The sequence below is a fragment of the Providencia sp. wls1914 genome (assembly GCF_009706645.1).
In the GTDB taxonomy this organism is placed as follows: domain Bacteria; phylum Pseudomonadota; class Gammaproteobacteria; order Enterobacterales; family Enterobacteriaceae; genus Providencia; species Providencia zhijiangensis.
The window spans coordinates 163,389-187,212 of sequence record NZ_WLUN01000017.1 but is presented as its reverse complement, the minus strand read 5'-3'; the positions used below and the strand labels follow the sequence as shown (position 1 = coordinate 187,212).

The window sequence follows — 23,824 nt, the reverse complement described above, 5'->3', positions numbered from 1 at the left end:
ATCAGACAATCTGTGTGAGCACTTCACAAGTACACTTCAATGGTAAGGAGGTGATCCAACCGCAGGTTCCCCTACGGTTACCTTGTTACGACTTCACCCCAGTCATGAATCACAAAGTGGTAAGCGCCCTCCCGAAGGTTAAGCTACCTACTTCTTTTGCAACCCACTCCCATGGTGTGACGGGCGGTGTGTACAAGGCCCGGGAACGTATTCACCGTAGCATTCTGATCTACGATTACTAGCGATTCCGACTTCATGGAGTCGAGTTGCAGACTCCAATCCGGACTACGACGTACTTTATGAGTTCCGCTTGCTCTCGCGAGGTCGCTTCTCTTTGTATACGCCATTGTAGCACGTGTGTAGCCCTACTCGTAAGGGCCATGATGACTTGACGTCATCCCCACCTTCCTCCGGTTTATCACCGGCAGTCTCCTTTGAGTTCCCACCATTACGTGCTGGCAACAAAGGATAAGGGTTGCGCTCGTTGCGGGACTTAACCCAACATTTCACAACACGAGCTGACGACAGCCATGCAGCACCTGTCTCAGAGTTCCCGAAGGCACTAAAGCATCTCTGCTAAATTCTCTGGATGTCAAGAGTAGGTAAGGTTCTTCGCGTTGCATCGAATTAAACCACATGCTCCACCGCTTGTGCGGGCCCCCGTCAATTCATTTGAGTTTTAACCTTGCGGCCGTACTCCCCAGGCGGTCGATTTAACGCGTTAGCTCCGGAAGCCACTCCTCAAGGGAACAACCTCCAAATCGACATCGTTTACAGCGTGGACTACCAGGGTATCTAATCCTGTTTGCTCCCCACGCTTTCGCACCTGAGCGTCAGTCTTTGTCCAGGGGGCCGCCTTCGCCACCGGTATTCCTCCACATCTCTACGCATTTCACCGCTACACATGGAATTCTACCCCCCTCTACAAGACTCTAGCTGACCAGTCTTAGATGCCATTCCCAGGTTAAGCCCGGGGATTTCACATCTAACTTAATCAACCGCCTGCGTGCGCTTTACGCCCAGTAATTCCGATTAACGCTTGCACCCTCCGTATTACCGCGGCTGCTGGCACGGAGTTAGCCGGTGCTTCTTCTGTTGGTAACGTCAATCGTTGATGATATTAGCATCAACGCCTTCCTCCCAACTGAAAGTACTTTACAACCCTAAGGCCTTCTTCATACACGCGGCATGGCTGCATCAGGCTTGCGCCCATTGTGCAATATTCCCCACTGCTGCCTCCCGTAGGAGTCTGGGCCGTGTCTCAGTCCCAGTGTGGCTGATCATCCTCTCAGACCAGCTAGGGATCGTCGCCTTGGTGAGCCATTACCTCACCAACTAGCTAATCCCATATGGGTTCATCCGATAGCGCAAGGACCGAAGTTCCCCTGCTTTGCTCCTTAGAGATTATGCGGTATTAGCTACCGTTTCCAGTAGTTATCCCCCTCTATCGGGCAGATCCCCATACATTACTCACCCGTCCGCCGCTCGTCAGCGAGAAGCAAGCTTCCCCTGTTACCGCTCGACTTGCATGTGTTAGGCCTGCCGCCAGCGTTCAATCTGAGCCATGATCAAACTCTTCAATTAAAAAGCTTGATGCTCAAAGAATGTTACTGTCGTTTGATTTCCGAAGAAACCAAATTACCTATTAGTTCATATATATGAATTAACGTGTTAGTCACTCTTCAAGACTTAAAATCAAATATTTTTTTGATAGTGTCCTGTGAGTGCCCACACAGATTGTCTGATAAATTGTTAAAGAGCGGTGCGACATTTCTTGAGAAATTCGACTCAGTTTTTATCAACTTAGGTCGTTGTCGCGAGGTGGCGTATATTACGCTTTCCTCAGTGAGAGTCAAGCATTTTTTTGCTTAATCTTTTCAGATTCTCTCGCTGCCGGTTCAGTGTCCATCGCGCTTTGCGTTGGCTTGTTCCCGGTCAGTGGATGCGCATTATAGGGAGTCAGAAAAATCTGGCAAGTGTTTTTTGAAAAATAATTTCCAACTGATTACCCTTTATACTTCAAGTGTGTTTTTTCAACAAAAAACGCCATTTTTGTATTCATTTTGCCATTATAGTCATGAAAAAGGCGACCTTAGGGTCGCCTTTTAAACTTACTTTTCGATAATAACCGAGCGCTTACTTACTGCTTCGCTACGATTTCATCGTTTTCAACATCCAGAGTAATTGGTTTACCTGGGATTAATCTGCCTGACAGAATTTCTTGTGCCAGTGGATTTTCAATCTCTTGCTGAATCGCACGTTTCAACGGACGAGCACCAAAGATTGGGTCGAAACCAGCTTCACCAATTTTCTCTAATGCAGCCGCTGTTGCAGTGACTTCATAACCATGTTCTTCCAAACGTTTATATAAACGAGCTAATTGAATATTCGCAATATTCGTAATTTGCTCTTTACCTAATGGATGGAATACCACGACTTCATCAATACGGTTAATAAATTCAGGTCTGAAGTTATGAGCAACAACTTCCATCACCATATCTTTCATTTCTGAATAACCGATCATGCCAAAACGTTCTTGGATAAGATCGGAACCTAAGTTTGACGTCATGATAATTACAGTATTACGGAAATCTACCGTTCTACCTTGTCCATCAGTTAAACGACCGTCATCTAATACTTGCAGCAAGATGTTAAATACATCTGGGTGTGCTTTTTCAACTTCGTCCAGCAAAATAACTGAATATGGACGGCGTCTTACCGCTTCAGTTAAATAACCGCCTTCTTCATAGCCCACATATCCTGGAGGTGCACCGACTAAACGAGATACGGAGTGTTTCTCCATGAACTCGGACATATCGATACGAACCATGGCGTCGTCACTATCAAACATAAAGTTTGCCAGTGCCTTACATAATTCAGTTTTACCTACCCCAGTAGGGCCTAAGAACATAAACGAACCAATTGGGCGGTTAGGATCCGATAACCCTGCACGACTACGACGGATAGCATTCGACACGGCCACAACCGCTTCATCTTGACCAATCACACGTTGGTGCAGCTGTTGTTCCATTCGTAACAGTTTTTCTCTTTCGCTTTCAAGCATTCTTGATACTGGAATACCTGTCCAACGAGCCAGAATTTCTGCTATTTCGACATCAGTGACTTTATTACGTAAAAGCTTCATGCTTTTACCTTCTGCTTTCGTCGCTGCTTCTAACTGTTTTTCTAACTCAGGAATACGTCCATACTGCAACTCAGACATTTTTGCTAAATCGCCATTACGACGCGCTTTTTCCATCTCAATACGCGTATTTTCTAATTCAGCTTTAATGTGTTGAGTGCCAGTTAATGATGCTTTCTCTGCTTTCCACTCTTCTTCTAATGCAGAATATTCCCGCTCTTTTTCCGCCAGTTCTTCTTCTAACATTTCCAGACGTTTTTTACTGGCATCATCCGACTCTTTTTTCAGTGCCTGTTGTTCCAGTTTTAATTGGATAATACGTCTTTCCAGTCTGTCTAAAGATTCTGGTTTTGAATCCATCTGCATACGTAAGCTAGCGCCCGCTTCATCGATTAAGTCGATAGCTTTGTCTGGCAGCATACGGTCAGTAATGTAGCGGTGCGATAATGTAGCAGCCGCAACAATTGCAGGGTCAGTAATTTGCACATGATGGTGCAACTCATAACGCTCTTTCAAACCACGCAAGATAGCGATGGTGTCTTCGACTGATGGTTCTGCAACATATACTTTTTGGAAACGACGCTCTAACGCAGGGTCTTTCTCTATATATTGACGATATTCATCAAGAGTTGTTGCCCCCACACAGTGCAGTTCACCACGAGCCAGTGCAGGTTTTAACATGTTACCGGCATCCATCGCACCGTCGGCTTTACCCGCACCTACCATAGTATGCAATTCATCGATAAACAGAATGACGTTACCTTCTTGTTTAGCAAGGTCATTCAGAACACCTTTCAAGCGCTCTTCAAATTCACCACGATATTTCGCCCCTGCAATCAGTGCGCCCATATCCAGTGATAATACACGTTTGTTTTTCAATCCTTCAGGGACTTCACCATTGACGATACGCTGTGCAAGTCCTTCAACAATCGCTGTTTTACCTACACCAGGTTCACCAATTAATACTGGGTTATTTTTAGTACGACGTTGTAATACTTGGATGGTACGACGAATTTCTTCATCACGACCAATCACAGGGTCTAATTTCCCTTGTTCTGCACGTTCGGTTAAATCAACAGTAAATTTTTTCAAAGCTTGGCGCTGGTCTTCAGCGCTTTGGTCATTCACTTTTTCGCCACCACGCATCTGTTCTATTGCCTTTTTCAAATTGTCTTTATTAACACCTGCTGCTTTTAACATATCAGCGAGGGTTGTATTGGCTTCTAAAGCAGCGAGCAGAAATAGTTCTGAGGAGATAAAGTCATCCCCATTTTTCTGAGCAAGCTGGTCACATAAGTTCAAATGACGCATTAAGTCACTTGATGGTTGTACATCCCCAGCAACACCTTGTACTTGAGGGAGCCGAGCCAATGCATCTTCAATTTTGTTTTCGAACGCAACTGCGTTCACGCCGAGCGTCGTCAATAATGGACGCACGGTGCCACTTTCTTGATTAAACAAAGCACTGAGTAAATGAATTGGTTCAATAAACTGATTTTCGCGCCCAAGGGCTAATGACTGGGCGTCAGCGAGAGCTTGCTGGAATTTATTAGTTAAACGATCCAGACGCATAACACCTCCAATAGAATATGATTAAATTTGCTACTGGAGATAAGATGCGGTCTGTTTTTAAATATTCAAGTTTTAGGTGGGATTATTTTTTCAATATTTGTTAATTTGGAATATTATTCCATGAACTAGTTATTTATCCATATAAGGGATGCCATTCTTCCTGTTCGTCCCTCGCGTCGGTAGGAAAAAAATCTGTTTTCATCACTTACTGTACAAAATTCACCGCCATAAATAGCGGAAACGCCCGCTGCTTGTAGCTTTTTACGTGCGAGTAAATAGATGTTTGCCAGAAATTTGTCATTGTAAGGTGTAAACGCATCCGCAAGATCGGCTGATTGATGAGTAAATGCTTGTTTAACTTCTACACCAACTTCAAATCTCTCAGGACCAATAGCGGGCCCCATCCACGCCATAATGTCACTTGGTTGTGCATTAAATGCCGCTAGCGTATTTTCCAATACGCCATTGCAGAGACCTCGCCACCCAGCATGAGCGGCTGCTACTTCTTTACCATCGCGGCTGAAAAACAATACTGGCAAGCAATCCGCCGTCATGATGGCACATACTTGACCGACTTGATTGGTATACACCGCATCCGCTTGGCGATTTTTAATCTCGCTTCCCGTTAAATGCAGAACATGAGTACCATGTACTTGCTCAAGCCACACAGGTTGCTGTGGCAATTGAGCAAGCTTTTCAAGACGATGACGATTTTCACTGACTGCCTCAGGCAAATCCTCAACATGGTCACCTAAATTTAGGCTATCAAAAGGTGGAAGGCTCACTCCACCAGCACGAGTTGTACTGCATGTTGAAATATTTTTAGGCTGCGGCCAATCAGGGAAAATCAACGTATTCATTACCAGTCCATATCGTCTTTATGAAGTTCAGTGTCAGCTTTCAGTGCTTCAATCAATTTCACCATATCATCAGGTAATGGCGCATGCCATTCCATTTGAATGCCGGTAATTGGGTGATAAAGACGCAGCATTGTTGCGTGCAGCGCTTGTCTATCAAAACTACGCATCACTTCGAGGAACTCTTCTGTTGCTCCTTTCAGTGGGCGTGGTCGACCACCGTATAATGGGTCGCCAATTAATGGATGGTTGATATGCGCCATATGAACACGGATTTGGTGCGTTCTGCCAGTTTCTAAGCGTAAACGTAAGCGCGTATGTGCACGGAAATGTTCCATTACACGATAGTGAGTCACCGCAGGTTTGCCCATTGGATGCACTGCCATGTGCGTTCTTTTGGTTGGATGGCGAGAAATTGGCTCTTCCACCATACCACCCGCAGTCATACGACCAACGGCGACCGCTTCATATTCACGCGTAATTTCACGACGTTGCAACGCTTCCACTAAGTGAGTTTGTGCTGGAACCGTTTTAGCGACAACCATCAGCCCAGTTGTGTCTTTGTCTAAACGGTGAACAATACCCGCTCTTGGTACATCCGCGATTTCAGGATAGCGATATAATAATGCGTTTAAAATGGTTCCGTCCGGGTTGCCAGCCCCTGGATGAACAACTAAATCACGCGGTTTATTAATAATTAGGATATCTTCATCTTCATAAACAACGTCAAGTGGAATATCTTGAGGTTCCCAACGGGAATCTTCTTCAATTAAGGCATCGATGGAAATTTGTTCACCACCTAAAACTTTTTCTTTTGCCTTATTGATAACTTTGCCGTTAACCTGCACTCTATCGTCTAAAATCCATTCTTTTATTCGAGAACGTGAATAATCGGGGAACAATTCAGCCAAAGCTTGATCTAAACGTTGACCAAGCTGTGATTCAGCGATAGTTGCACTTAATTGTACTTGTTGAGCCATAAATTAATCTACTTTTTGGTGTTTGTGTTTTGACGGCGCTGCCGTTTCATTTAAAATGTATGCTATTGTAACTCGAATTTTGCCGGGAGCCTTACGGATAGACTCCCTCGATACAGTCAGAGGATAACCAACACGTGATGATACGTATGAAATATCTGGTGGCAGCTGCCACGTTGAGCCTGGCTCTCGCCGGATGCTCCAGCAATAACGAAGTCAGCCCCGATAGTTCCCCAGCTGAGATTTATAGTACAGGTCAGCAAAAATTACAGGACGGTAACTATAGCGCGGCAATTAAACAGTTTGAAGCGTTGGATAACCGCTACCCGTTTGGTCCGTATGCTCAGCAAGTACAGTTAGACCTGATTTACGCCTATTATAAATCAGCTGAGCTACCAATGGCGATAGCTTCGATTGACCGTTTCATGCGTTTAAACCCAACTCATCCAAATATTGACTACGTACTTTACATGCGTGGCTTAACGGCAATGGCGTTAGATGACAGCATGTTACAAGGTTTCTTTGGTATCGATCGCTCTGACAGAGACCCACAACACGCATTGGTTGCGTTCAAAGACTTGAGCCAGCTAGTTCGTTACTATCCGAACAGCCCATATTCCAACGATGCAAGTAAGCGTTTAGTTTACTTAAAAGATCGTTTGGCAAAATTTGATCTCTCTGTCGTTGAATATTACAACAAACGTGGGGCCTATGTCGCGGTTGTTAATCGTGTCCAACAAATGTTACGTGACTATCCAGATACAGAAGCAACACGTCAAGCGCTCGGATATATGGAAATTGCATATAAAGAGATGGGCTTAGACAAAGAAGCAAATAAAGTCGGCAGCATTATTGCAGCAAACCAATAAATTGCTTTTTAACGCTATCGATTGAAATAAGAACGGCAGCTTCGGCTGCTGTTTTTTTTGATAGTTTTAGTCGTGATTTGAAATACTGCAAGTTTAAAGATGAATACGAGTGAGAGATAGTTTTGAACTTTTTCTTTTAAAATTCATACCCTAAAATTTTACCCAAAAAAAGTACCGGCTATTTACCGTGTCGATAGCCAACTCTTTCAGTCTCCCTCAATATAGTTATTTTGGCAATCCTTTTACCTGCCTTTTTTAGCCAAAATCACACTTCAAGTGGGTACCCTCTCCCCCATAATTTAAGTGTGATCTAGATCATTTTTTTATTCCTAGATATCGGTATTCTGAATTCATCAAAGACGGAAACAATGAGAGGTAACTATATGATAGTTAACATTACTAGCAAACAAATGGACATCACACCCGCAATTCGTGAACACATTGAAAGCCGTCTAGCAAAACTCGATAAATGGCAAGTTTCCCTGATTAGCCCCCACGTGGTGCTATCGAAAGAGCCTCAAGGTTTTATGGTTGATGCCAACATAAAAACCGCTACCGGACAGTTGGTAGCAAGTGCTAAGCATGAAGATATGTACGTTGCAATAAATGACCTTATCAACAAACTCGAAAGACAGTTAAACAAAGTGCAACATAAAGGAGAATCAAGAAGGGCAACTAAACTAGTAGTGTAAAAGAAGCGAATCTAGAAACGTTGTAATCAGTTACGTTTAAGTAGTTACGTTATATTTTTATATTATCAATCCACTTATCTTGAAACCTTCCAAACGCGCTCATCATGGGCGCGTTTTTACGTTGTGCGCTGTTTTTTGTTGACTTCTCGTTCACTATCATGTCTATTTGAATAACTTCACTCGAAAGGATTTCCCATGAAACTAAATACTGTTTTCTTTTTCTTCTTTAGCCACTCACATTAAGGGGCTTTTGTCGTTCGAGAAAAAAAAGAAGACAATATTTTAAAGCCCCCTACCTAGGGGGCTTTTTTATTCACTGATGTTTGATAGGGTCGCAGAATGGAAAATAGCACTAATTTACTGAAAGTCCGTGAGAAAATTAGCCAGTTAGACAGTGAACTCCTTGGGCTTCTTGCAAAACGTCGAGGCTATGCAATTGAAGTTGCGGAAACCAAAATCGATGATAACCGCCCAATCCGTGATAAAGAGCGTGAACGCCAATTACTCGATGTATTAATTAATAAAGGCACGCCTCTGGGTCTTGATGGTTTTTATATTACACGCTTGTTTCAGATGATCATTGAGGATTCTGTTCTAACTCAACAAGCTATCCTGCAAAAACATTTAAACCTGACACCAAGCGATACCGCAAGATTTGCATTTTTAGGGCCGAAAGGTTCTTATTCCCATGTTGCCGCGCGTCAATATTCAGCTCGTCATTTTGATCAACTGGTTGAATGCAGCTGCCATAAATTCCAAGATATCTTTTCGCTCGTTGAAAGTGGCCAAGCAGATTACGGTATTTTGCCTATAGAGAATACCAGCTCTGGGGCAATTAATGATGTTTACGATTTACTGCAAAATACATCATTATCCATTGTCGGTGAAATTCGTTTACCGATTAACCATTGCTTGTTGACCACGCCAGGCAGTGAATTAAGCAAGATTGATACGGTTTATAGCCACCCTCAGCCATTCCAACAATGTAGCCAATATTTATCTCAATTCCCTCATTGGAAAATTGAATATTGCGACAGCACATCTACAGCAATGCAAAAAGTGGCAGAACATAATTCCCCTAATGTAGCTGCATTAGGCAGTGAGGCTGGCGGTGCATTGTATGGCTTAACTGTTTTGGAGCATAACTTAGCGAATCAGCAAATTAATATGACTCGCTTTATTGTTGTGGCTCCACGAGCAATTGAAGTGACTGAACAAGTTCCGGCGAAAACCACATTACTGATCACAACAGGTCAACAAGCTGGTGCATTAGTGGATGCTTTGATTATCTTAAAAAATAATAAGATAGTGATGAGTAAATTAGAGTCTCGCCCAATTAATGGTAAGCCTTGGGAAGAGATGTTTTATGTAGATGTTCACGCTAACTTGCGTTCAGATAATATGCAACAAGCACTGAAAGAATTATCAGAAATCACCCGCTCAATTAAAATTCTTGGCTGCTACCCATCTGAAAATATCGTTCCTGTAGAACCAGAAAAAATGGCGCCTTAGTTTTAATTTTGGCTCAAAAAAATAACACAGGTTATTAGCCTGTGTTATTTTTCTTAATTATGATTTCTGTCAATCACGATTTTTGTATTGTCGCACTGAGTTTAAAGTAATTAACTAAGTTTTGAAGATGGTAAGCTTGGTCGTTTAATGAATCCGCCGCCACGACCGACTCTTCTACCAGCCCCGCATTTTGTTGTGTTGTTAAATCCAATTGCCCCACGGCGCTGTTAATTTGTGAAATACCATCACTCTGCTCCCTGCTAGCTTGACCAATTTCACGCAATAACGCATTCATCTCTTCAACACTGGCGACCATACCGTGGATCTGCTGGCTGGCTTGTTCAACCAACTCCATCCCTTCTTGGGTTTGTGAAGAGGAGTTTTCGATTAACGAACGAATATCACTGGCCGATGCAGCGCTTTTTTGTGCTAGTAATCTCACTTCACCCGCCACTACCGCAAACCCACGGCCATGTTCTCCAGCTCTTGCCGCTTCAACGGACGCGTTCAAGGCTAAGATATTCGTTTGGAAGGCAATAGAGTCGATTAGGTTAATGATATCCGTCATTTTTTGAGACGAACCATTAATTGCGCGCATTTTATCGGTTAGCTGAACCATCATCTGACCATTGTTTTTGACCGTTACAGCGGTATTGTCAGCCAACATTGTCGCTTCATGGGTATGTTCAGTGGTGTTCTGTACCGTTGATGTGATTTGCTCCATCGAACTTGCCGTTTGCTCAACAGAAGCCGCTTGCTCTTCCGTTCTAGCCGCTAAGTTCTGATTACCCGCGACAATTTGTCCTGCTGCCGCAGAAATACTCTCAGACCCATTTTGAACCTCTTGGACAATCTCAAGTAGATGCCCTTTCATTTCACTGAGTGATTCAAGTAAGATCCCAGTTTCATCTTTAGATTGTACTTGAATATTTTGGGTCAAATCACCACTGGCAATCGATTTAGCAAAATCAACCGCTTGATCTAAAGGTTTAGTGATAATACGCGTGATGTACCACCCCATAACGCAGCCCACAACAATGCTAATGATTGATAAAAATGCTAATAAAACACGATTTGCTTTATAGTCATCTTCCACCTGATAACCCGTTTCTTGCATCAACATGTTTTGAATAGCAATCAAGTTTTGGACTTGCTCACGATATTCCCGCTGAATGGCTGATGTTTTTGTCATCATCATTTCAATCGCAGCTTGGCGATTTCCCTGATTCATAAACTCCGTCATCTGTTGCTGAGCACTAATAAATTTAGCTCTCACCTCTTGGATATTATCAAGCACTTCACGAGAACGGCTATCGGTTATGCTTCGGTCTAACTCATCCAGCAGATCAGAAATGTTTTGGCTAATTTTAACCAGCTCTTCCTTGCGTTTTTCACTCCCTCGGTCATCCAATAAAATCAATTCTTGGATACCAATATAAGAATAAAAGTTATCCATCACCGAGTTTGCATTAGCGGTTATTGGATAACTTTTAAAAATGACGTTCTGAATGCTTTCATTTGCACGATTCATATTCACTAATGAAAACAGGGAACTTAAAACAATTAGCGTGATGAAAACGCCAAACGCGATAGTTAATTTCAAACTAATTTTGAGGTGCTTAAAAGACATAGGTTTACCACACTTATCATCATTTAATGATTAGTGTTATCGGTCAAAGATAAGGGATCTTTATTAGATAAATCGTTTAATTTATAAATATCGATATTATAAATTGATTAATTTCTAATTAATTAGTGGATAAGCCCACCCAAGGAAGAAGCTCAATTGTAAATTTAGGATAAACCACGGAAATAAGTACAATTACTTATTTATTATAAATATTAATAATAGAAATGCGTTTAGCACTTTTAGCATAAAGATAGCCATTACCCTTTTTCATCGATTTATCGAGTAATGGCTAAAGAGACTATTTACGGTTATCGTTCGCCCGTTGTAATAGAGACTGGCTTTCTTTCATGAAATGATGTGCATCTTCACCAAACCACTGACTGACTTGCTCGAATTGTCGAATAAATTCGGCTTTATCTTTGCGCTCTAGCATTTCAATGGATTGCCCCAAAAGCTGGTAATAACGGCGGATCAATTCAACATTTTCGTCCGAAGACATGATGATATCTGCATACAATTGTGGATCTTGTGCAAACAAACGCCCTACCATTGCCAATTCAAGACGATAAATTGGGGAAGAGAGATCCAACAGCTGCTGTAGATCAACCTGCTCTTTTGCTAAATTTTGCCCATAAGTAAACGTCGTAAAGTGGCGTAACGCCTGAATAAAACTCATATTACGATCGTGTTCTTCAGGCTTAATCGCTTTCAAGCGCGCGCCCCAAACCTGTAACTGCTCCAGCAACCACTGGTAAGATTCCGCTTTTCGCCCATCACAGAATGCAAAAACTTGCTTGGCAACACTGCCAATATCAGGACCAAACATCGGATGTAATCCTAATACAGGGCCTTGATGCACTGACAGCATAGCCTCAAGTGGCTTTTGCTTCACAGAAGCAATATCCACTAAAATTGTTTCTGGATCTAAAGTAGGCAAACGTTTAATGACATCAACAGTAAGGTGGATAGGTACACTAACCATCACCACGCTTGCACCAGAGACTATCGAAGCCGCATTATCCCAATCCTGCTCACCCAGCAATTTAACCTGATAACCAGACAGGGAAAGTAGACGGTGAAATAACCGCCCCATTTTTCCATTCCCACCGACGATCACAATTGGGCCAGCGGTAGGGTTCAGTGTTTTAAATCCTTTGTCATTTTCGCGCGCATAAGACTCACGCATGATCCGTCGAAGAATATCTTCAATCAGATCAGGCGGGATCCCCATTCGCTCCGCTTCTGCTCGGCGAGCTGCCAACATGCTGGATTCACGCTCAGGCACGTAAATAGGTAATCCATGTTGGCTTTTGACTTCGCCGACTTCAGCCACTAGCTGCAGCCGTTTGGCTAACAAATCTAATAATGACTTATCAACTTCATCAATCTGTTCCCGTAAATGGGATAATTCAGCAGACATACCAATCCCTTGCTCAGCTCACTTTACTTAATTTCTGCCCACGCTGCTCAAGCACTGGTGATAATGCTTGGTGTAATTTACGCAACACAGACTCAGTTTCTTCCCAGTTAATGCATGCATCTGTCACCGAAACCCCGTATTTCATATTTTCACGTGGCTGTTCTGATGACTGATTGCCTTCATTAATATGGCTTTCAAGCATAATACCTGTAATTGATTCATTACCATTAACAATTTGCTCGATAATTGAATCAACCACCAGTGGCTGACGACGAAAATCTTTATTTGAGTTGCCGTGGCTGCAATCCACCATTAATGATGGTTCTAGCCCCGCTTTTTTCATTTCGGCTTCACAAGCTGCAATGCTTTGCTCATCATAGTTTGGTGTTTTGCCACCACGTAAGATCACATGACCATTTTTATTCCCGCTGGTGTGCAGTAAGCAAACCTGACCGGATTGGTTAATTCCCATAAAGCGATGTGGCATTGCAGCAGCTTTTAACGCATTGATGGCGGTAGATAAACTGCCATCTGTGCCGTTTTTAAAACCGACTGGCATTGATAAGCCGGATGCCATTTCACGGTGAGTTTGGGATTCCGTGGTTCTCGCTCCGATTGCTGACCAACTGAATAAGTCACCTAAGTATTGTGGGTTATTAGGATCTAACGCTTCTGTCGCCAGTGGTAATCCCATATTCACTAAGTTGGTCAATAAATCGCGGGCAATGTGTAGCCCTTTTTCCATTTCAAAGCTGCCATCCATAAATGGATCGCTAATTAAGCCTTTCCAACCCACGGTTGTACGTGGTTTTTCAAAGTACACACGCATCACAATATATAAGCTATCACTTAACTCAGTGGCAAGTTTCTGTAAACGCTCACCGTATTCGATGGCAGCATCTACATCATGGATTGAACAAGGACCACATACCACGAGTAAGCGCGGATCACGCTGATGAATAATATCAGCAATCACTTTACGCGATGTCGCAATGGCATGCAGGTTGCTGTGACTCAATGGATATTTTTGTTTCAGACTTTCAGGAGTAATAAGAACCTGCTCGTCTTGAATATTCACGTTATTGAGTACATCTTTTTGCATGATCATTTGATTACCTATTTAGCTTATTATTTATTAGTGATGTTATTTATCGATCTTGTGTTTGGTGCGTGAGAGATAACATATCATGCATCGTAAAGATTTCAATCCAAAACCGTAAAATAATTCAATTCAGTGTATATGAAAAATTACACTAATTTATGATATTGAATTTAAATGATATTTAAGAATCAAAAGAGAATAAGTTCATATTGAAAAGCAAAGCACAAACAAAAATAGTAAAGATAAGTTTACAATTAATGATTTTTTGGATGGTATATTCTAAATAGTTCGAGTTGTGACTAGGCGGCAAAATGAAGACAGCACAGGGAGCATACGAAGTATGTGACTAGTGCGAATAAACGTAGCCAACACCGTCACAGCGCGAAATATGACTTATTAACTCTATTTATTCTAAATAGTTCGAGTTGTGGTTAGGCGGCAAAATGAAGACAGCGCAGGGAGCATACATAAGTATGTGACCTGTGTGGCTGAATGAAGCCAACACCGCCACAGCGCGAAATATGACGAATATAAAAAAGGCCCGCAAATGCGGGCCCTTTAACTTTCGGATGTAGCGAAAGCGTATTACTTGGCGTTCAGACGCTCTTTGATACGAGCTGCCTTACCAGAACGCTCACGCAGGTAGTACAGTTTAGCTCTGCGAACAGCACCACGGCGTTTAACAGCAATGCTATCTACGACTGGAGAGTGAGTTTGGAATACACGCTCAACACCTTCGCCGTTAGAAATTTTACGAACAGTGAATGCAGAATGCAGACCGCGGCTACGGATAGCGATAACCACGCCCTCAAATGCCTGCAGACGTTTTTTAGAGCCTTCTACGACCCATACCTTAACTTCCACGGTGTCACCCGGACGGAATGAAGGTACGTCCTGCTTCATCTGCTCTTGTTCAAGTTGTTTAATAATGTTGCTCATAATAACTCTCTTACCCTAGGTAAACTGATATGTTTAGACAATTAATTGTCTGGATTCACTGGTTGCTCAGCCTGATATTCCCGTTGGAATTCAGCTAGCAACATCCTCTGCTCGTCAGTCAGAGCTAGGCTTTCTAGAAGCTCAGGTCTTCTAAGCCAGGTACGACCGAGTGACTGCTTCATGCGCCAGCTATCGATCTTGGCATGGTTTCCTGAAAGTAGTATGTCAGGAACTTGCATGCCGTCTAACACCTCTGGTCGGGTATAGTGAGGACAATCTAACAAGCCATCCGCAAAAGAATCTTCTTGAGCTGAAGCTTGATGACCTAGTACTCCAGGAATAAACCGAGAGACTGAGTCTATCAACACCATAGCAGGGAGCTCCCCACCACTGAGAACGTAATCACCGATTGACCATTCTTCATCAATTTCGGTTTGAATGATCCGCTCATCAATACCTTCATAACGACCACAAACAAGAATTATCTTCTCGTTTGTTGCCAGTTCACAAACTCCGTCTTGACCGAGTTTGCGACCTTGAGGTGAAAGATAAATCACTTTTGCACCATCACCGGCCTCAGCTTTTGCTGCGTGGATTGCATCTTTTAACGGTTGCACCATCATCAGCATGCCTGGACCACCACCATAGGGGCGATCATCAACGGTTTTGTGTCTATCGTGAGTAAAATCTCTCGGATTCCAACACTCAACCGTTAGCAGGCTATTTTTCACTGCCCGACCAGTTACCCCGTACTCGGTTATTGCGCGGAACATTTCGGGAAACAGGCTAATTACCCCAATCCACATGATTTATCCCACTCATAAAAACCGGTAAACCGGAGATTTAAAAACCAGGATCCCACTCCACTTCAATAATTTTGGTGGAGAGATCGACTTTCTTGATAACCTGCCCATCAAGAAACGGAACCAACCGCTCCTTGATGCCAAATGCATCTTTTAAATTTGCCTTGATTACGAGAACGTCATTCGATCCCGTTTCCATCATATCAATCACAGTACCAAGGTCGTAACCCTCAGACGTCACTACATGGCATCCCATAAGGTCTTTCCAGTAGTATTCGTCGTTGTCCAAATCAGGAAGTTGGGTTGAATCAACCGCAATTTCAAAATTGGTCAATAGAGCAGCTGCATCGCGGTCTTCGACCCCTTTGAGCTTGACGATGATATCTTTGTTATGATGTTTCCAATCTTCTATTTCAATATGTTGCCATTGACCAGAGCGTTGGATAAACCAAGGTTGATAATCAAAAATACTTTCAGCATGTTCGGTGGAGGAAAAAACTTTGAGCCAACCACGAATACCGTATGCCGCGCCTAATTTGCCCAATACAATTGGGTTTGCAGGAGGCAGTAGTTTAGTTTGCTTGCTCATTGTTACCACCGTGACAGATTAAGCTACTTTTTTAGCTTGTTTGACCAGTTGTGCAACACGGTCAGAAACAGTTGCGCCTAAGCCAACCCAATGCTCAATACGGTCCAGGTCTAAACGCAGTTCTTCTGCTTGACCTGCAGCGATCGGGTTGAAGAAACCGATACGCTCAATGAAACGACCGTCACGCGCATTGCGGCTATCGGTTACAACGATTTGGTAGAACGGACGTTTTTTAGCGCCGCCACGAGATAAACGAATTGTTACCATAACATCCTCATTAGTTAACAAAACAACCAGACTCCATCGAGGGATAGAGTCCGGCTGTTATATAAAAAGCCCGAAAAGTTTACTCACTTTGACGAAAAAATCAATCAAAAGTACACTTTTGTTTCAGGCTTTATTGCTTAACGCCCCGGGAAACCCGGAGGCATCATACCCTTCATACCGCGCATCATCTTGGCGAGACCGCCTTTCTTCATCTTTTTCATCATGCGCTGCATATCATCAAACTGTTTTAAGAGTTTATTAACCTCTTGTACTGTGGTTCCAGAACCCGCAGCAATACGGCGTTTGCGTGATCCTTTAATAATCTCTGGTTTTTCGCGTTCTTTACGCGTCATGGATTGGATCATCGCTTCCATACGGATGGTAATTTTGTCATCCATTTGGGATTTAACCGCATCTGGTAACTGGGACATGCCCGGCATCTTACTCAGCATGCTGGTCATTCCGCCCATATTACGCATCTGTTTTAGCTGGTTTAAGAAGTCATTAAAATCAAAGGTATCCCCAGTTTTCAACTTCTTCGCTAATTTTTCAGCTTCATCACGGTCAACTTTGTGTTCAATCTCTTCAATCAGAGATAACACATCCCCCATGCCTAAAATACGTGAAGCCACGCGTTCAGGGTGGAATGGCTCAAGAGCGTCAGTTTTTTCACCAACCCCTAAGAATTTGATTGGCTTACCGGTAATAGAGCGGATAGATAATGCAGCACCACCACGCGCATCACCGTCAACTTTGGTTAAAACAACCCCAGTTAATGGCAATGCTTCATTAAAAGCTTTCGCTGTGTTAGCTGCATCTTGTCCTGTCATGGCATCAACCACAAACAGGGTTTCAACTGGATTGATTATACGATGGACTTCTTGGATCTCTTCCATCATCGCTTCATCAACGTGTAAGCGACCGGCTGTATCTACTAACAACACATCGTAAAATTGTAATTGTGCGTGCTTTAAGGCTTTTTGAACAATTGCCGCTGGCTTTTCTTGCACTTCAGATGGGAAGAAATCAACACCAACCGCTTGCGCTAAAGTTTCTAATTGTTTGATCGCCGCAGGGCGATAAACGTCGGCAGAAACCACTAAGACTTTTTTCTTTTGCTTTTCTTTTAATAGTTTACCCAGTTTTGCAACGCTGGTTGTTTTACCCGCACCTTGCAAACCTGCCATCAACACAACAGCCGGAGGCTGAGCAGATAAATTCAGTTGGTGATTTTCTTCACCCATTGCGCGGGTCAGTTCATTTTGAACAATTTTAATGAACTCTTGACCCGGTGTTAGGCTTTTATTAACGTCTTGACCAACAGCACTTTCTTTGACTTTTTGAATAAATTCACGGACGACTGGCAAAGCAACGTCGGCTTCCAGTAACGCCATGCGAACTTCGCGTAATGTATCTTTAATATTGTCATCAGTCAGACGTCCACGCCCACTGATATTGCGCAAAGTGCGCGATAGTCTGTCAGTTAAATTATCAAACATGTGTCTTAGCTCAATTCTGTTATGGGCCTATATGTAGCCTTATTTGGTTACTCGCGCGCTGTATTTCAAGGGCAAACTCAAGATAGCCACGGCACAATTCAACGCTGTGTTGGTCGCCGATTGTATCATACTTGATGGGGTTTCGCTGTTTCGTTTCATTAAGCTAATTGAGCAGCCTAAATGAGCGATTAGTAAAGAATATACAGCGATACGTCATACCAATAGTTGGAGCCTACACTTGCACGGGTTATACTAGTTAATTACTATCCACTTAAAATGAATAACGACACTATACTATGCCCGTATTTGCAGTCATAGCAGTTTGTACATACATGGTCAGTCTGCTGCTGATCGTTCCCGGACAAGTGCGCAAGCAAGCTCTTTATCGTCGATTGGCTATTTTATTAGCTATCGTGGCGATGGTTACTCACGCAATCACGTTGAAATTACAAATTTTTAGTGAAGCCAGCGGGCAAAATCTCACCCTCTTAAATTTAGGCTCCTCTGTCAGTCTCTTAATGTGTTTGATTATGACGGTAGTTTCCTATTTAGGACGTGCGTGGTACTTAACCCCTATTGTGTATAGTTTCGCGATTATTAACCTGATTTTATCTACGATTATGCCTGGGGAGTTTATTACTCATTTAGAGGCAAGTACCCCATTATTTGTCCATATTGGCTTAGCCTTATTAAGCTATGCGACGTTGCTTATCGCGGCGTTATATGCGTTTCAAGTTGCCATTATTGACTACCAGCTTAAAAACAAAATTCTGAAATTTAGCCCTGATATGCCGCCAATGATGGTTATTGAACGCAAAATGTTTCACGTCACTCAGGTGGGCGTCATTCTCTTAACCTTAACCCTGTGCACGGGCTTTATTTATATGGATAACATCTTTGATAAAGAGAATATCCACAAATCCGTACTCTCTGTTATTGCTTGGTTTGTTTACGTTATTTTGCTGTGGGGGCATTTTCATGGTGGATGGCGAGGCAAACGCGTCCTCTTTTTCCATTTGGGCGGGTCACTCATCTTAACCTTAGCTTTCTTTGGAAATCGATTAATTCAGCAATTAACTGTGGCATAAGGCCGTTTAAGCCTTAAATGACTGTTATAAATAAGGAACCTTGTTTTGGATGAAGTATCTACTGGTACTCTAATCATCATACTGATTGTTTTAATTTTTTTATCCGCTTATTTTTCAGCGTCAGAAACCAGTATGATGACGTTGAACCGTTATCGGTTAAAACATTTAGCGAAACAAGGTAATCGCTCCGCTATCCGCGTTGAAAAACTACTACGCCACCCCGACCGCTTACTGGGCTTAGTATTGATTGGTAACAACCTAATCAACATTGTTGCTTCTGCTCTCGCGACCATTATCGGGATCCGCTTATATGGCAATATGGGTGTCGCCATTGCAACTGGTGTGCTCACATTTGTTATTTTGTTATTTGCAGAAGTGATGCCAAAAACCATCGCGGCACTGTATCCAGAGCGTATTGCCTTCCCTAGTAGCTTTATTCTTACGCCACTGCAAAAAATCATGTTACCTGTCGTGTGGGCGTTTAATACTATTTCCGCCCTTTTTATGCGCTGCTGTGGAATAAAAGTCTCAAACACTCGTAATGATGCGGTCAACAAAGAAGAGTTACGCACTATTGTTCATGAGTCCAAAAACAAGCTCAGCCGCCGTAATCAAGACATGCTGATTTCGATTCTTGATTTAGACAAAGTGACCGTTGGCGATATTATGCTGCCACGTAATGAAATTGTCGGTATCGATATTAATGATGATTGGAAATCGATTGTTAGGCAGCTCACGCACTCCCCTCATGGGCGCATTGTTCTGTATCGTGACTCTCTTGATGATTTGATTGGTATTTTGCGAGTGCGAGAAGCTTATCGATTGATGGTAGAAAAGCGCGAATTCAACAAGCAGAATTTGATCAAAGCCGCCGATAGTATCTATTTCATTCCCAATAGCACACCTCTCAACGTTCAGTTGGTTAATTTCCAGCATAAAAAAGAGAAGTTTGGCATTATCGTTGATGAATATGGCGAGATCCAAGGTTTGATCACCGTAGAAGATATTTTGGAAGAAATTGTCGGTGATTTCACAACATCAATGTCGCCTTCTCTAGCTGAAGAAGTCATGCCTCAGAGCGACGGCAGCGTCCTCGTGGATGGAACAGCAAACATTCGTGACCTAAATAAAGCATTTGATTGGAACCTCCCTATTGATGGCCCTAGAACCGTTAATGGGATGGTTTTAGAGGTATTAGGTGATATTCCACAGCCTGAAGAACAAATTGTTATTGGCCACTATGTTATCGAAGTTTTAGTAATCAACGATAATATTATCAAGCAGGTAAAAATCACCCCGCTCGGTTTTGACTCACAAGCCCCTGAATTTTAATTGTTCATTTCAAAGAAAAAAGCCTTAAAACCCTGATCCATTGATCGGTGATTTTAAGGCTTTTCAGTCTGTTTTTTTCAACAACTAAACATGAAGCTGGGCGAGCTTTTCTTCTGGCAATGCAAGTTCATCGTTTTTATTGACGAGAATATCTTTCGCTAGCACACTTCGGGCAATTTGCTGAGCTTCTTCAAGAGAGTGCATCATGTAAGTCCCACATTGGTACACATTGAGCTCTGGGATCTTATTTTGGTCTTGTACATGCAGCACATCTTGCATAGCGGCCTTCCAGGCTTTAGCAACACGTTGTTCATCTGGTTGACCAATCAAGCTCATATAGAAGCCTGTACGGCATCCCATTGGCGAAATATCGATGATTTCAACACCGTTACCATTAAGGTGATCTCGCATGAAGCCAGCAAAAAGGTGCTCTAGGGTATGCGTTCCTTTTTCTGTCATTGCTTCTTTATTTGGTACTGTAAAGCGTAAATCGAATACGGTGATAGCATCCCCGTGAGGCGTTGTCATCGTTTTCGCGACACGAACAGCAGGAGCAGCCATACGCGTATGATCCACAGTAAAACTGTCTAATAACGGCATTTCATGACCTCCATAAAAATAAAAAAAATAATTTTGAAAAAAATGAAACTAATCCAAAAATGCAGAGTCTTAATATGTGAAAGACGCGCAAATTGTTATCATCCCTAATTCTTTAAAAGATTTTTTATTTGGCCACCTCGTTGTGGCCATTTTCTTTTAGCGTCCTGCGTGGATCTTAAGATACTCTTCAAAACTTTCGCTCTGATCTTGCTCCATTCGCTTCTGCTTCTCAATTGAAGCCAAACGTGCTTGTTCAAACTGCTCTTCAGTGATCACTTCATAAGGTTCATTAATTAACTGCTGATAGTATTTTTCAGCTAATTCTAACCCATAGCCACCGATACCTTTTTCCAGCATTTCGTCCATCACCAGCGCTGAATAGGTCAAGTTTGGATCTTCAAACATGGCGACAAACTGATGACACACATCTTTGTATTTTGCATCACAGCAGGTATCCAAAACTTCAGCCACACGGATCAGATCTTTAAACAACGTTTGTCCTACTTCAACCAATGGTTTGAGCTCGCTACCACAGCCAAAGCCAATCACCTGCTCCGGTTTACGACCTTCAAGGATCACGCGGCTCCAGTTTTTACGGCAGCAATCCAACTCTTGAACATTCATTTCCGGGGCATCTGCAAGCACGCACCAAATCAGGAACAAGTCCACAAAGCGGGCTTGAGTTTCATTAACCCCAATCGGACTAAATGGATTGATATCGAGGGAACGAACTTCAATGTACTCGATACCACCACGTAATAATGCATCAGAAGGCGATTCGTTACCTTGAGGTACACGCTTCGGACGAATTGGCGCATACAGCTCATTCTCTATCTGTAGCACATTGGTGTTCAACTGAACGTACTTGCCATCTTTTTTCACGCCCAGCTTTTCAAATTCAGCGGAAGGCTTGTGAATGGCTTTTTTCAGATTTTCCACATATTCGTCAAGGTGGTTAAACGTAATATTTAAATCACTCTGAGATTTATTGGTGTAACCTAAATCGCTCATTCTCAATGAAGTTGCGTAAGGCAGATAATAAGTACCGCACTCGGTCTTGCTAAAGTTCAGTGAGGTTTCTCTGTTCTTTAAGAAAGAACCGCAAATAGCGGGAGATGCGCCAAATAAGTATGGGATCACCCAACCAAAGCGGTAGTAGTTTCTGATTAGACGTAAATAGCCTTCAGAAATTTTTTCCTTTCCGCTTTCTGCGTCTTCAACACCCGCCCACGCTTTCCAAAACTCAATTGGAAATGAGAAATTATAGTGAACGCCCGCGATGGTTTGCATTAATGCCCCATAGCGGTTTTTTAACCCTTCACGATACAGCGTTTTAAACTGCCCCACATTGGAGCTACCGTATTGCGCTAGTGTGATCTTATCTTCACTTGCAATAAAGCAAGGCATACTTAACGGCCACATTCTTTCATCGTGTAAATGACGTGCCGTATAGCGATGCAGATCCCGCAAAAAAGCCAAGTTGTGGCTAATGCTTTTATCTACAGGAGTAATAAATTCGAGTAAGGATTCCGCAAAATCCGTTGTGATCCATTTATGGGTAAGGGCTTTCCCCAGCTCATCTGGATGTAATGTCTCGGCTAACGCACCTTGAGGTGTCACGCGTAGTGTTTCACGCTCAATACCGCGTTGAATGCCATTGAGAATTTCCGGGTGCGCTTCTAACCATGAGAGCGCTTTTGATACGTCCGGGATCAAATCGACCTCCCGCCTGTGATTTAGTTTTATTTTAATAAGGTGATTACTTTAGCTTAAATCACATAAATTGTCGCTGTCTAGATGTGTGGTTTACCCGATGAGAAAACAGAAAGAAAAGGAAGGAAGATAGCAAATTAGGATTTTAGGCAAAAAAAAAAACTCCTCAGATTGAGGAGTTTCTTAATGATGGTGCATCCGGGAGGATTCGAACCTCCGACCGCTCGGTTCGTAGCCGAGTACTCTATCCAGCTGAGCTACGGATGCAGAATTTGTCGATTATCAATCGATGCTGTATAACTACAGCAGTAATTTGGATTTATTAAATTGATGACAGAATTATTGATACTGACAGAAATGTTTAAGAGATGGTGCATCCGGGAGGATTCGAACCTCCGACCGCTCGGTTCGTAGCCGAGTACTCTATCCAGCTGAGCTACGGATGCATTTTAGTGCAATACGTACTTCTCTCTCAATACTGCTTAATCAAAATCTACTTCAATATTTATGGTTATAAATCTTGTTAGCTTTAAGACCATATTAAATCTAAACTACTTTTGCTTTAGTTTGCTAAAAACTAAAACATCACCCTATCAGTTTTACTCATAAGGTAGAAAATGGTGCATCCGGGAGGATTCGAACCTCCGACCGCTCGGTTCGTAGCCGAGTACTCTATCCAGCTGAGCTACGGATGCAGAGCCTAAAATGGCGGTGAGGGAGGGATTCGAACCCTCGATGCAGCTTTTGACCGCATACTCCCTTAGCAGGGGAGCGCCTTCAGCCTCTCGGCCACCTCACCATATTTTAGTCACATGCGATTTGTTTTTGTTTAAACATCTCGTCTCTGTGTGGCGCACATATTACTTTCCTAGACTTAGAAGTCAAACAATTTTTCCAAACTTTTTGCATTCCAATGATCGTTTGCACATTTCACAAGCAAGATGATTAGTTTAACACCGAAAAAGCAATGTTTCCGTGCTTTTTTGCCCTTTTATTATCTTCAATCTTATTATAAAAAATTCAGGAAAAAATGGAGAAAGTTGATAGCGTGTAGCTTAGCAGTATGAAAATAGTACAGGAAGAAAGGTGGATTCATTCAAAGAGATAGCGCTCAACACCAACATAATGTGTTAAGCCAATTAAAGAATAGAAAAATTAGGGGATCACTAAAGATAAAAAAGAGAAAGACAAGCGCCCATTATTGCTGTGTGATAACTCACT

The 23,824-nt window shown here is 42.6% G+C and carries 16 protein-coding genes, 4 tRNA genes, 1 rRNA gene, 2 pseudogenes and 1 other annotated feature; of the genes and pseudogenes, 5 read left to right on the top strand and 18 right to left on the bottom strand.

Annotated features, from left to right (window positions below):
* Nucleotides 1-43: 43 nt before the first annotated feature.
* The 4 genes from GKR74_RS17275 to rluD all read right to left on the bottom strand — a co-directional run bounded on the left by GKR74_RS17275 (nt 44) and on the right by rluD (nt 6,551).
* Nucleotides 44-1,584, bottom strand: a 16S ribosomal RNA gene (locus GKR74_RS17275).
* Between the two features lie 556 nt (nt 1,585-2,140).
* Nucleotides 2,141-4,714 carry an ATP-dependent chaperone ClpB gene (gene clpB / locus GKR74_RS17270; protein WP_154604591.1) on the bottom strand — a complete coding sequence of 858 codons (2,574 nt, stop codon included), beginning with the start codon at nt 4,712-4,714 and terminating at the stop codon, nt 2,141-2,143.
* 125 nt (nt 4,715-4,839) lie between these two features.
* Nucleotides 4,840-5,574, bottom strand: coding sequence for a purine nucleoside phosphorylase YfiH (yfiH, locus tag GKR74_RS17265; protein WP_154604590.1), 735 nt, complete (start codon nt 5,572-5,574; stop codon nt 4,840-4,842).
* Nucleotides 5,574-6,551, bottom strand: a complete 978-nt coding sequence (gene rluD / locus GKR74_RS17260) for a 23S rRNA pseudouridine(1911/1915/1917) synthase RluD (protein ID WP_154604589.1) — start codon at nt 6,549-6,551, stop codon at nt 5,574-5,576. The genes yfiH and rluD overlap by 1 nt, the downstream gene beginning before the upstream one ends.
* A gap of 137 nt (nt 6,552-6,688) precedes the next feature.
* Here rluD and bamD point away from each other — a divergent pair, with 137 nt between their 5' ends.
* The 3 genes from bamD to pheA all read left to right on the top strand — a co-directional run bounded on the left by bamD (nt 6,689) and on the right by pheA (nt 9,621).
* Entirely contained in the window at nt 6,689-7,417 is a 729-nt protein-coding gene (gene bamD, locus GKR74_RS17255; protein ID WP_154604595.1) for an outer membrane protein assembly factor BamD, read from the top strand.
* Nucleotides 7,418-7,800: 383 nt separating this feature from the next.
* A complete protein-coding gene (gene raiA / locus GKR74_RS17250; protein WP_442959351.1) occupies nt 7,801-8,109 on the top strand; it encodes a ribosome-associated translation inhibitor RaiA in 309 nt (102 codons plus the stop codon).
* Nucleotides 8,110-8,303: 194 nt separating this feature from the next.
* Nucleotides 8,304-8,423: a sequence feature (Phe leader region), on the top strand.
* 25 nt (nt 8,424-8,448) lie between these two features.
* Nucleotides 8,449-9,621, top strand: a complete 1,173-nt coding sequence (gene pheA / locus GKR74_RS17245) for a bifunctional chorismate mutase/prephenate dehydratase (RefSeq protein ID WP_154604588.1) — start codon at nt 8,449-8,451, stop codon at nt 9,619-9,621.
* A 34-nt stretch (nt 9,622-9,655) separates the two neighbouring features.
* Here the strand turns inward: pheA and GKR74_RS17240 are convergent.
* From GKR74_RS17240 to ffh, 8 genes and pseudogenes are all read right to left on the bottom strand, one after another.
* Nucleotides 9,656-11,251, bottom strand: a pseudogene (locus GKR74_RS17240) (methyl-accepting chemotaxis protein).
* Between the two features lie 298 nt (nt 11,252-11,549).
* Entirely contained in the window at nt 11,550-12,671 is a 1,122-nt protein-coding gene (gene tyrA, locus GKR74_RS17235) for a bifunctional chorismate mutase/prephenate dehydrogenase (RefSeq protein WP_154604586.1), read from the bottom strand.
* A gap of 16 nt (nt 12,672-12,687) precedes the next feature.
* Nucleotides 12,688-13,779, bottom strand: a pseudogene (locus GKR74_RS17230) (3-deoxy-7-phosphoheptulonate synthase); the annotation flags it as partial.
* 579 nt (nt 13,780-14,358) lie between these two features.
* Nucleotides 14,359-14,712 (bottom strand): 50S ribosomal protein L19, encoded by a 354-nt coding sequence (rplS, locus tag GKR74_RS17225; protein ID WP_036949834.1) that lies wholly within the window; start codon nt 14,710-14,712, stop codon nt 14,359-14,361.
* A gap of 41 nt (nt 14,713-14,753) precedes the next feature.
* Entirely contained in the window at nt 14,754-15,518 is a 765-nt protein-coding gene (trmD, locus tag GKR74_RS17220) for a tRNA (guanosine(37)-N1)-methyltransferase TrmD (RefSeq protein WP_154604584.1), read from the bottom strand.
* A 37-nt stretch (nt 15,519-15,555) separates the two neighbouring features.
* Complete coding sequence (gene rimM / locus GKR74_RS17215; protein ID WP_154604583.1) at nt 15,556-16,104, bottom strand: ribosome maturation factor RimM; 549 nt, start codon at nt 16,102-16,104, stop codon at nt 15,556-15,558.
* 18 nt (nt 16,105-16,122) lie between these two features.
* The gene (rpsP, locus tag GKR74_RS17210; protein ID WP_036949828.1) at nt 16,123-16,371 is read right to left on the bottom strand and encodes a 30S ribosomal protein S16; all 249 of its coding nucleotides are present in this window, start codon (nt 16,369-16,371) and stop codon (nt 16,123-16,125) included.
* A 137-nt stretch (nt 16,372-16,508) separates the two neighbouring features.
* Entirely contained in the window at nt 16,509-17,870 is a 1,362-nt protein-coding gene (gene ffh / locus GKR74_RS17205; RefSeq protein WP_036949826.1) for a signal recognition particle protein, read from the bottom strand.
* A gap of 296 nt (nt 17,871-18,166) precedes the next feature.
* On the opposite strand from ffh, the gene GKR74_RS17200 reads away from it, so the two are divergent.
* Both GKR74_RS17200 and GKR74_RS17195 read left to right on the top strand, forming a co-directional pair.
* A complete protein-coding gene (locus tag GKR74_RS17200; protein WP_154604582.1) occupies nt 18,167-18,958 on the top strand; it encodes a cytochrome C assembly family protein in 792 nt (263 codons plus the stop codon).
* Between the two features lie 45 nt (nt 18,959-19,003).
* A complete protein-coding gene (locus GKR74_RS17195; RefSeq protein ID WP_154604581.1) occupies nt 19,004-20,290 on the top strand; it encodes a CNNM domain-containing protein in 1,287 nt (428 codons plus the stop codon).
* A gap of 84 nt (nt 20,291-20,374) precedes the next feature.
* On the opposite strand, the gene luxS is transcribed toward GKR74_RS17195, so the two are convergent.
* From luxS to GKR74_RS17165, 6 genes are all read right to left on the bottom strand, one after another.
* Nucleotides 20,375-20,890 (bottom strand): S-ribosylhomocysteine lyase, encoded by a 516-nt coding sequence (gene luxS / locus GKR74_RS17190; protein ID WP_154604580.1) that lies wholly within the window; start codon nt 20,888-20,890, stop codon nt 20,375-20,377.
* Between the two features lie 156 nt (nt 20,891-21,046).
* Entirely contained in the window at nt 21,047-22,606 is a 1,560-nt protein-coding gene (gene gshA, locus GKR74_RS17185) for a glutamate--cysteine ligase (protein WP_154604579.1), read from the bottom strand.
* 187 nt (nt 22,607-22,793) lie between these two features.
* Nucleotides 22,794-22,870: transfer RNA gene (locus GKR74_RS17180), tRNA-Arg, on the bottom strand.
* A 102-nt stretch (nt 22,871-22,972) separates the two neighbouring features.
* A tRNA-Arg gene (locus GKR74_RS17175) sits at nt 22,973-23,049 on the bottom strand.
* Between the two features lie 172 nt (nt 23,050-23,221).
* Nucleotides 23,222-23,298 (bottom strand) — tRNA-Arg (locus GKR74_RS17170).
* Between the two features lie 11 nt (nt 23,299-23,309).
* Nucleotides 23,310-23,402 (bottom strand) — tRNA-Ser (locus tag GKR74_RS17165).
* Between the last annotated feature and the right edge of the window lie 422 nt (nt 23,403-23,824).